This is a genomic window from Cognatilysobacter lacus (assembly GCF_008274655.1).
GTDB classification, from domain to species: Bacteria; Pseudomonadota; Gammaproteobacteria; order Xanthomonadales; family Xanthomonadaceae; genus Cognatilysobacter; species Cognatilysobacter lacus.
In genome coordinates this window covers 1-9,318 of the sequence record NZ_VTRV01000106.1, presented here as the reverse complement: position 1 = coordinate 9,318, position 9,318 = coordinate 1, and the positions used below count along the sequence as shown (strand labels likewise).

Genomic DNA, 9,318 nt, shown 5'->3' with positions numbered 1-9,318 from the left:
TCGGCGTCACCGCCGGCACGCACATCGAACGCGCGAACCCGAACGAGCCCGGGCCGCCAGCCCGTTGCGGTGGACACGGCCGCCCTTGAGCCCGCGACGGGGGCCGCGCCGTCATCGCCGGTCACGATGCCGGAGATCGGCGCTGCGATCGCGAGGTCTTCGTACGCGCCCGCGTCACCGGGCGTCGGGCCCCATGCGAACACGTCGACACCCGCACGCGCGCGCAACTTCGCCGCCACGTGGGTGAACAGGTCACTGCGAAGCGGCAGCCGGGATGTCGGGAAGAAGGCGGCATCGGAGCGACCGTCGCCATTGGTGTCGCTGAACGCCTGCAGGAAGACGTGGCTCGGGTGGATGCTGCGAATGCGTTCGACCAGCGCGTCGACGTTGCGCTCGGTGGTGGCGGCATCGGAACCCACCACGTCGTCCAGCGCCACGCGCACGCCGCGCAGACCGTCGAGCCGCGCATCGCGCCGCAACTCGTAGGCGAGTTCGCCGGCGCCCGGGTTCTCGTGCATGACGAGCCGGACGGGCGCGCCGACATCCGTGTCCAGGCGCATGTGGCCGGCGAGGCCTGCGTCGGACGCGCCCGTGCGCGCCTCGCTGGCGAGCACCAGCGGCATGCCCAGTTCACCGGCAAGCGTCGCCGCTGCTGTATTGCCGGCGCCCGATGGCAGGATCAGCGCCTGCGGTCGGTGGCCTGTCGCGCGCGCGATGAGGTCTGCGCTGGTTGCCAGGTCGCCGCGAACGCGTTCCCGGTAGACGTCTACGGATTCGTATCCGTTGTTCCAGCGTCGCGTGGCCGCCGCCGGAAGCAGGTCGCCCTGCGGATCGGCGACCACCGGCGTGATCAGGTCGCTGCCTTCCGACGCGATCTCGATCAGGCCGCTTGCCTGCATCGCCTTGACGTCGTTCCACGAGAGGAACTCGTCGCGCGGCAGGCTTCGCGCGCCGTCGCGAATCGCACTGCCCGCGCCGGCATCGACACGCGCTGTCGGCACCGCGACCAGCGCCGGATATCGGAAGGCCTGCAGCAGCGGCAATGCATGCGTGTAGGCGCTCCGGTAGCCGCCATCGAACGTGAGCAGCACGGCTTTCGCAGGCAGCGCGCCACGCCCGGCACGCGCATCGCGGACGGCCTGCGCGGTCACCGGCACGTAGCCGTGTGCGCGCAGCCAATCCAGCTGCATCGCGAAGTTGCGCGACGAGATCGCGTCGGCATCGGCATAGCCGTCCGGGATGCGATCCTGGATGTCATGCCAACCAAGCACGACCAGCGCATGGGCGGGGCGCGGCGACGCGGCGGCGATCACCAGAGCGAGAAGGAGCGCGACCGGGCGCATCAGAACCCCCACCGATAGGCCAGCTCGTAGGCGATGCGGCGCTCGCGGCCGCCGTCGTACACCGGCTTGGCCCACGAGACGCCGTATTCGAAGGTGTGCCCCTGCGCGGGGCGCCATTCCTGCCGGTACGCCACCGACGGCACCCACTTCGTGCCATAGCCTTCCTGCCAGTACGGGCCGGCCTCGATGTCGAGGCGCTGGCGCAGGTAGGCGTCGTAATGGCGCCAGATCATGTGGTTGAAACGAAGTCCCGCCGTGACCATCGCGTCGTGGCTGGGGTTGAAGTAGGGCGCGTCGTTGCGCGAGCCGCGACTCCACCAGCCCGAACCGAGCCCTTCGATCATCAGGTGCGGCGACGTGTAGAGGCGCCATCGCCCGAACGCGGAGGCCTGGTCACGCAGGTTGCCGTCGCTGTAGCGCAGGTGCTTGAGCCGCATGTCGATGGCACCGAGATCGCTCGGCCGCCAGGAGGCGCCGATCGACGCGGAGTTCGCCTTGAAGCCCGCGCGTCGCGCCTGCAGCGTGGTGTCGACGTCGTTGTCGGCGACGGATGCGCGCAGCGTCCACGTGTCGTCCAGATACCACGAACCATCGACCGTCCACGCCCCGTCGAGCCGCGGCTCCTGCACCTCGTAAGCGGACACGCGCGCGCCGAACTGACCAAAGCGGTAATCGACGGCGCCACCGATGCGGCGATAGCGCACCACGTCGGGTACGAAACGCGCGTCAACCGTGTCGCCGACGATGCCGAGCCGCCAGCGGTTGTGGATCAGTGGCGTCCACGTCTCGAAGTTGAACCGATAGTCCTGCGTGCCCAGTGGCGAGCCGTTGGCCGAGGTTGAATCGTTGCGCCCGTGCACCCAGCCGATGCGCCCGATCGGCCCGACGCGCAAGTCGACTTCGTGCTGCAGGCGCTGGGCATGCAGATTCTTCGGGTAGCGCAGTTGCACCTGCCGATTCGCTTCGATCGCCTCGTCGATCCGACCGGTTTCGAACAGTGCGGACACGCGGCCGATTTCGGCATCGCGATTGCGTGGGTCCAGCGTGAGCGCCATGTCGTAGCGCTCGAGCGCGGCAGTGGGGTGCCCCCGTCGATACATCAGCGAGCCCATCGCCGCCTGCGTCGAGGAGCGGTTCGGGCCAATGCGCACGAGCTGCTCGATGATCCGCTGCGCGCGCGCGTTGTCGTCGCCGAACGAGATCATCTGCGCGTAGGTCATTTCGGCGCGATAGCGGCGCCAGTTGGCCTGGTCGGACTCGGCGCCGGCGCGCTGGATCCACGCGGGCTGCGATTCGACCAGCTTCTGCATCATCGGCAACGCGATATCGAAACGTTCCTGTTCGAGATACGCATAGGCGAGCAGGATCTGCGTGTCGATGTCGGACGGATTCAGCTCGACGGCGCGCTGGAGCGCGAGCTGCGCATCGTGAGGGCGATGCAGCGCCAGGTAGGAGTCGCCGGCCGGGCCGAGCGCGTACGCGGGCAGGTCGACGCCCTCGCGCTTGAGCGCCTCGAACTCGTCGATGGTTTCCTGGTACATGCCAAGCGCATTGGTCGCCATTAGCGAATCCATGCGCAGGCGCGTCTTTTCCCAGTTGGTGCGCTCCGGATGGGTCTTCAGTTCGCGGACCGCGTCATACGCGCGGCGTAGCTCGGCGTTCGGGTCGTCCGCGTTTTCGGGATATGACATGCCCCATCCGATCGCCCGCGCGACGCGGTCTCCCTGCAGGCGGTCGCGCTGGAAGTCGGCGAACACGGACGGCCACTGCGCCCGCAGCTCGTCGGCGCGGTAGCTGGCGCCCAGATCGGCCAGCGTGATCGCCTGCATGCGATAGGCGACGTCGTCCCGGGGGTCGGCTGCCAGCAGGTGTTCGTAGATGGCCAGCGCGTCGATCCAGCGCTCGTCCTTTCGCGCCGACTCGGCGCTGGCGATCAGGTCGTCGCGCACCGCGCGGCTCGAAACCGCCGGCAGGCCGCTCGAGGCCAGGGGCGTGGGCGCGGCCGGCAAAGCGGGCGCTACCTGCTGGGCAAACGCCGGCGACCACGCCAGCGGCAGCAGGACTGCGAGGGCTTTGTGTCGTAAAGGGCGCACGGTTCGCTTCCGTTTGTTAACAAAATCGGGGCTGAACGGAAACGAAGAATTCACCTCCCAATGTGAAGGCAACGTGCGCTGAACCGTGCGTAGCGTCACAGAACCGACGAGTGGCACGCCGACGTTGTTCAGGTACCCGGCACGGTCGTTTCGGCCCGGACCGGCGGCCGCGGAATGTCAGGGGGCGCGATGGCGGTCTGCAGCGGCCGCGAGGATCAGCCCGAGTCGGGGTCGGCAAGCTCGTTGAGGTGCTCGACACGCTGCTTCGCGGTGTCGGCGATCTCGGAGTCCCAGGGCGAGGGGCCGCGAACGATGACGTTCGGAATGACCGCGGCGGAAGACTGTCGCCAGATCGAGTTCAGCAATTCGCGGTCCGGATGCGACAGGATCAGCGCAGAAAGCATGCAGTCGTTGACCTGCGCGCGTCCGATCATGATTGCCAGGTACTGGGCGAGCAGCGACATCTGTTCCTTGAGGAATGCGACCTCTTCCTCAAGCGTCCCGATCTGGTCGTCCTGCGATTCTTCGCCCGTCGTCATGCGACAAGCGTCGCAGGCGTCGCTTGTCGGCGGGGTGAAACCGGGTGCCGGAAACGACGAAAGCCGGCACAGGGCCGGCTTCCGCGCGAATCGATTGGTCGGGGAGACAGGATTCGAACCTGCGACTTCTACGTCCCGAACGTAGCGCTCTACCAGGCTGAGCTACACCCCGACAGCAGAGCCGCAAAGTCTATCGGGCCGCCGCGGCCCCGACAAGGGGGCGTGAATGCCTCGGGGCCGCCGCCGCGCCGCCGGTAAACTGTGCGGATCGACACGCGCTCCCCGGGGAAAACCGCTTGATCAAGCCACGCACGCCAGCCGGAGTGCTCGAGCTCCTGCCGCCTGACCAGATCGCGTTCCAGCGCATGCTCGACGTTATCCGTCGCAATTTCGAGCGGTTCGGCTTCCTGCCGGTGGAGACACCGGTCATGGAGCTCTCGGAAGTCCTGCTGACGAAGTCCGGCGGCGAGACCGAGCGGCAGGTGTATTTCGCGCAGTCGACGGGCGCTCTCGAAAAAGCCGCGGACGGCCTGCCTGAATTGGCGCTCCGGTTTGACCTCACCGTGCCACTGGCCCGCTATGTCGCCGAGCACGAACACGACCTCGCGTTCCCGTTCCGCCGTTACCAGATGCAGCGCGTCTACCGCGGCGAACGCCAGCAGCGCGGGCGCTTCCGCGAGTTCTACCAGTGCGACATCGACGTCATCGGAAAGGACGCGCTGAGCGTTCGCTTCGATGCGGAGCTGCCCGCAACCATCCACGCCGTGTTCTCCGAACTCGCGATCGGCGCATTCACGATCCATCTCAACAACCGCAAGCTCATGCGCGGCTTTTTCGAGCGCGAGGGCGTCGCAGACCCGGAACTGCAGGCGCTCGTCCTGCGCGAGGTCGACAAGCTCGACAAGCGCGGCACTGCGGCCGTGCGCGAAACGTTGACCGGCGAGGGCTTCGGCCTTCGCAGTGACGTCGTGGACCGTATCCTCGCGTTCGTGGAAATCCGCTCGACGTCGCATGCCGATGCGATCGGCACGCTCGACCGACTCGTGGCCGAAGGCGACGTCAATGCATCGCTCGCAACCGGTGCGGCGGAGCTGCGCGAAGTGCTGGAGCTCGTGCGCGCCATGGGCGTGCCGGAATCTTCGTATGCACTGAACCTCTCGATCGCACGCGGCCTGGACTACTACACCGGCACCGTTTACGAGACCACGCTGGACGACTATCCGCAGATCGGCTCGATCTGTTCCGGCGGGCGCTACGAGAATCTCGCCAGCCACTACACGAAGTCGAAACTTCCCGGCGTCGGTATTTCCATCGGCCTGACGCGCCTCTTCTGGCAGCTGCGCGAAGCAGGGCTGCTCGGTCGCGTCGAAAGCACCGTGCAGGTGCTGGTGACGCAGATGGATGCCGCCCACCTGCCGCATTGCCTTGCCGTGGCGAGCGAGCTGCGCCACGCAGGCTTCAACACCGAAGTGGTGATGGAAGCGTCGAAGATCGCGAAGCAGTTCCGCTATGCCGACCGCTCGGGCATCCGCTTCGTCGTCGTGCTCGGCGATGACGAGATCGCGGGGAATACGGTGACGGTGAAGGACCTGCGGCGCGAGGACCAGTTCCAGGTCGGACGCGCGGAGCTCGCGTCGACGCTGCGCGTCGAGCTGGCGCAGCCCTTGGTGCGCACTTGAAGCCGGTGCATCTCGACGGACGATCGCTCACGCGCGCCCAGGTGCTCGCGGTCGCGTACGGCGCACCCGTCGAGCTGGACGAAGCGCAGCTTCCGGCGGTCGCACGCGCCGCGGATTTCCTCGCGGAACAGGTGCGGCGCGAAGAGCCGATCTACGGCGTGTCGACGGGCTTCGGCAGCAATGCCGACCGGCTGCTGGGCTCGTATCGCCTGCGCAACGGCGCCGGCAGCGATGCGAACAACCCGCACGAGTCGCTGCATGCCGAGTTGCAGCGCAACCTGATCGTGACGCATGCGGTCTGCGTCGGTGATCCCTTCGCGCCTGAAGTCGTGCGGGCGATGCTGTGCATCCGCATCAATACGCTGATGCGCGGGCACTCGGGCATCCGCGTGGAAACACTGCGGGCGCTGGTCGCGATGCTCAATTCGGGGATCGTCCCCGTCGTGCCGCAGTTGGGGTCCGTTGGGGCCAGTGGCGACCTCGCGCCGCTCTCGCACCTGGCGATCGTCCTTCTCGGCGGCGGCGAGGCCTTCCTGGGCGGCGAGCGGCTGCCGGGTGGCGAGGCGCTGCGTCGCGCCGGGTTGCAGCCGATCACGTTGTCGTACAAGGAAGGCCTCGCGCTCAACAACGGCACGGCGCAGATGCTCGCGACGGGCGTGCTGGCGCTCGGCAAGCTCGAGGATCTCGTCGACACCGCCGACCTCGCCGCGGCCATGACGATCGATGCGTTCGCGGGCCGTCTCGGTGCGTTCAAGCCTGAAGTGCATGCGTTGCGCCCGCATCCCGGGCAGGTGCACGTCGCCGCGCACCTGCGCCGGCTGCTCGAAGGGTCGACGCTCGCGGACATCCCTTACCACCTCGTTCCGCGATTCCGGCCGTGGCTTCCGGCCAGCTGGTCCACCGACGAGGCTCGCGAGCTGCGTTTCGACATCGGCTGGGACTGGGTGCCTCTGTCGCAGCGCCACGGGCGCGAGAAGTTCTACACGCGCTTCCGACCTTTCCGCGGCGGCAAGAAGCACCAGCCGCAGGACAGCTATTCGCTGCGCTGCGTGCCGCAGGTGCACGGCGCGGTGCGCGACGCCCTCGCGCAGGCCGCGCGCGTGCTGGACATCGAACTCAACTCGCTCACGGACAATCCGATCATCTTCCCGGACGCGCAGGCGGAACACGTCGAAGAGCAGGTGGTCTCCGCCGGCCACTTCCACGGCATGCCGCTCGCGCTGGTGATGAGCTACGTGAAGGCCGCGATCCCGGTGCTCGCGAGCATCTCGGAACGTCGCATCAACAAGCTCGTCGATCCGGCCACCAACGACGGCCTGCCGGGGTTCCTGATCGGCAACGAGGATGCGACCGAATCGGGCTTCATGATCGTGCAGTACACCGCGGCCGCGATCGTCAACGACCTCGCGAGCCGCGCGATGCCGGCATCGGTGTACTCGATCCCGACCAGTGCGAACGCGGAGGACCACGTATCGATGGGCGCCAACGAGGCACGCCACGTACTCGCCATGGCGGACGACCTCGGCAAGGTGCTCGGCCTCGAGCTCTACACGGCCGCCCAGGCGCTGGACCTTCGCCGCGACATGATCAACGCAGCGCGTGCGCTCGCGCGGGACTGCCCGGTCGGAGAGCTGGCGGGGAAGGTCTCGGGGGCGCCCGTCGTTGGCAGCGCCGAGTGCGACGCGTTCCTGGGGGAGGTCGAGGGCCTGCGCGCGGAACTGGCGGGCTCCGACGAATTCCGCCCGGGCACGGCGGTACGTGCCGCGCACGCCGCGATCCGCGAGTCCATCGTGTTCATGGGCTTCGATCGCGCGATGGATGGCGATGTGCAAGCGGCGGTGATGCTGGTGCAGGGCGGTCGCGTACTGGCGGCGGCGCGGCGGGCGGTCCAGGGCGACGTCTAGTCGGTTCGCCAGGCTGCAGCGCGTCTCTTGAGCGGGCCGGATGAACTCCGGCCCGCTGCGCGAACGGCGATCGTTGACGTGGGCTGCCCGGGCCCGTAATGTATTAACACGCTAATACATTGCGACCGAACATGAAGCGACGCCCCCCGCTGGACGACGTCGAAAAGCAGCTTTCCCTCGAAGTGCTCGCCGCCGCGTTCGCGTCGCTGCGCAGCGCGGACGAGGTACTCGCCTTCCTCGACGACCTGTGCACGCCCGCGGAGCTCGAAGCCATGGCCGATCGCTGGCGGGTGGTGCCCTACCTTCGCGAGCACGTGCCGTATCGCGAGATCCACGAGGAGACGAAGGTGAGTGTCACCACTATCGGCCGCGTCGCCCGCACCCTCGAGCAGGGCGCCGGTGGCTATGTCCTCGCCATCAGACGCGCCGCCCGCGCACCCCGGAAAGTGACTTCATGAGCCCCACTGTCGAAACGCGCGACCGCCTCCGCATCGCGATCCAGAAGTCCGGCCGCCTGGCCGATCCGGCGCGGGCGCTGCTCGCGTCCTGTGGCCTCAGCTGGCGCGAAAGCCGCGATCGCCTGTTCTGCTATGGCGAAGCCTTGCCCATCGACCTCTTGCTGGTGCGCGATGACGACATTCCCGGCCTGATCGCAGACGGCGTCTGCGACCTGGGCGTCGTCGGCCGCAACGTGCTCCGCGAGCAGGACTTCGAGCGACGCCGTTCGGGCACCCCGACGGCCTTCCGCGAACTGCGGCCGCTCGGCTTCGGCGCCTGCCGTCTCGCGCTCGCCGTTCCGGACGACTGGACGTGGACGGGGCCGACGCAGCTGGAGGGGCGTCGCATCGCGACGACGTACCCGGCGCTGCTGCGTGACTGGCTGGCGGGCGAGGGCATCCAGGCCGACGTCGTCACGTTGTCGGGTTCCGTCGAGATTGCCCCGCGCCTCGGCCAGGCCGATCTCATCTGCGACCTGGTGTCGAGCGGTGTGACGCTGGCCGCCAACCAGCTCAAGCCCGTTGCCACGCTGCTGGAGAGCGAGGCCGTGCTCGCGGGCCCCGCCAGCGAGTTCGAAGGCGAGCGCGCGGCGCTGGCCGAGATGCTGCTGCGTCGACTCGACGGCGCGCTGCGCACACGCCACAGCAAGCTCCTGCTGTTCCAGGCCGAACGAAGTTCGATCGCGCAGCTGCTGCCGCTGCTGCCTGACGCCGACGCACCGACGGTGCTCCAGGTCGACGGCGCGGACCGCCTGGCATTGCAGGCGCTGTGTCACGGCCACCTCACGTGGCAGCGGCTCGAGGACCTCAAGCGTGCAGGCGCGCAGGGCCTGATGGTGCTGCCCGTCGAGAGCATGCTGGCATGAGGCGTGTTCGATGGTCCGAACTCGATGCCGTGGCTCGCGAGGACGTCCTGCGCCGGCCCGCGCAGTCGGTTGCTGCCGAGGTAAGTGCGTCGGTCGCCGGCCTGATTGCCACGGTTCGTCGCGACGGCGACGACGCCCTGCGCGAGCTGACGCGACGTTTCGATGGCGTGCAGCTCGACACCTTCGCCGTTCTGCCGGCCGCGTTCGATGAGGCGCGCGCGTCGTTGCCCGACGCGCTTCGCCAGGCCATCGACGACGCGGCCGAGCGCATTCGCGTGTTCCACGAGGCGGGCATGGCCCAGCCTTACGCGATCGACACCGCGCCCGGCGTGCGCTGCGAGCGCATGCTGCGGCCGATCCGACGCGTAGGGCTGTACGTGCCCGCCGGCTCCGCGCC

Annotated in this window: 8 protein-coding genes and 1 tRNA gene; 5 read left to right on the top strand and 4 right to left on the bottom strand. The window is 68.4% G+C overall.

Annotated features, from left to right (window positions below):
• The 4 genes from pgaB to FW784_RS09845 form a co-directional block, all read right to left on the bottom strand.
• Positions 1-1,343: poly-beta-1,6-N-acetyl-D-glucosamine N-deacetylase PgaB (gene pgaB, locus FW784_RS09860; protein ID WP_187770763.1), on the bottom strand; the 1,343-nt coding region annotated here is incomplete at its 3' end.
• A complete protein-coding gene (locus FW784_RS09855) occupies positions 1,343-3,436 on the bottom strand; it encodes a tetratricopeptide repeat protein (protein ID WP_149353174.1) in 2,094 nt (697 codons plus the stop codon). The genes pgaB and FW784_RS09855, both read right to left, overlap by 1 nt.
• Positions 3,437-3,651: 215 nt before the next feature.
• A complete protein-coding gene (locus FW784_RS09850; protein WP_149353173.1) occupies positions 3,652-3,975 on the bottom strand; it encodes a hypothetical protein in 324 nt (107 codons plus the stop codon).
• Positions 3,976-4,070: 95 nt separating this feature from the next.
• Positions 4,071-4,147: transfer RNA gene (locus tag FW784_RS09845), tRNA-Pro, on the bottom strand.
• A 124-nt stretch (positions 4,148-4,271) separates the two neighbouring features.
• On the opposite strand from FW784_RS09845, the gene hisS reads away from it, so the two are divergent.
• From hisS to FW784_RS09820, 5 genes are all read left to right on the top strand, one after another.
• Positions 4,272-5,654: a histidine--tRNA ligase gene (gene hisS, locus FW784_RS09840; RefSeq protein WP_149353172.1), complete on the top strand. Its 1,383-nt coding sequence runs from the start codon at positions 4,272-4,274 to the stop codon at positions 5,652-5,654.
• Positions 5,651-7,558, top strand: a complete 1,908-nt coding sequence (locus tag FW784_RS09835) for an HAL/PAL/TAL family ammonia-lyase (protein ID WP_149353171.1) — start codon at positions 5,651-5,653, stop codon at positions 7,556-7,558. Before hisS ends, FW784_RS09835 begins: the two co-directional genes overlap by 4 nt.
• A gap of 131 nt (positions 7,559-7,689) precedes the next feature.
• Complete coding sequence (locus FW784_RS09830) at positions 7,690-8,016, top strand: YerC/YecD family TrpR-related protein (RefSeq protein ID WP_149353170.1); 327 nt, start codon at positions 7,690-7,692, stop codon at positions 8,014-8,016.
• On the top strand, positions 8,013-8,921 hold the full coding sequence (gene hisG, locus FW784_RS09825) for an ATP phosphoribosyltransferase (RefSeq protein ID WP_149353169.1): 909 nt from the start codon (positions 8,013-8,015) through the stop codon (positions 8,919-8,921). Before FW784_RS09830 ends, hisG begins: the two co-directional genes overlap by 4 nt.
• A partial coding sequence (locus FW784_RS09820) for a histidinol dehydrogenase (protein WP_187770762.1) occupies positions 8,918-9,318 on the top strand: 401 nt, incomplete at its 3' end. The genes hisG and FW784_RS09820, both read left to right, overlap by 4 nt.

Bases quoted from the DNA above. Each gene is read 5' to 3' on its own strand.
- FW784_RS09830 (WP_149353170.1), top strand. From the start codon at position 7,690: ATGAAGCGACGCCCCCCGCTGGACGACGTCGAAAAGCAGCTTTCCCTC.
- FW784_RS09850 (WP_149353173.1), bottom strand. From the start codon at position 3,975: ATGACGACGGGCGAAGAATCGCAGGACGACCAGATCGGGACGCTTGAG.
- hisG (WP_149353169.1), top strand. From the start codon at position 8,013: ATGAGCCCCACTGTCGAAACGCGCGACCGCCTCCGCATCGCGATCCAG.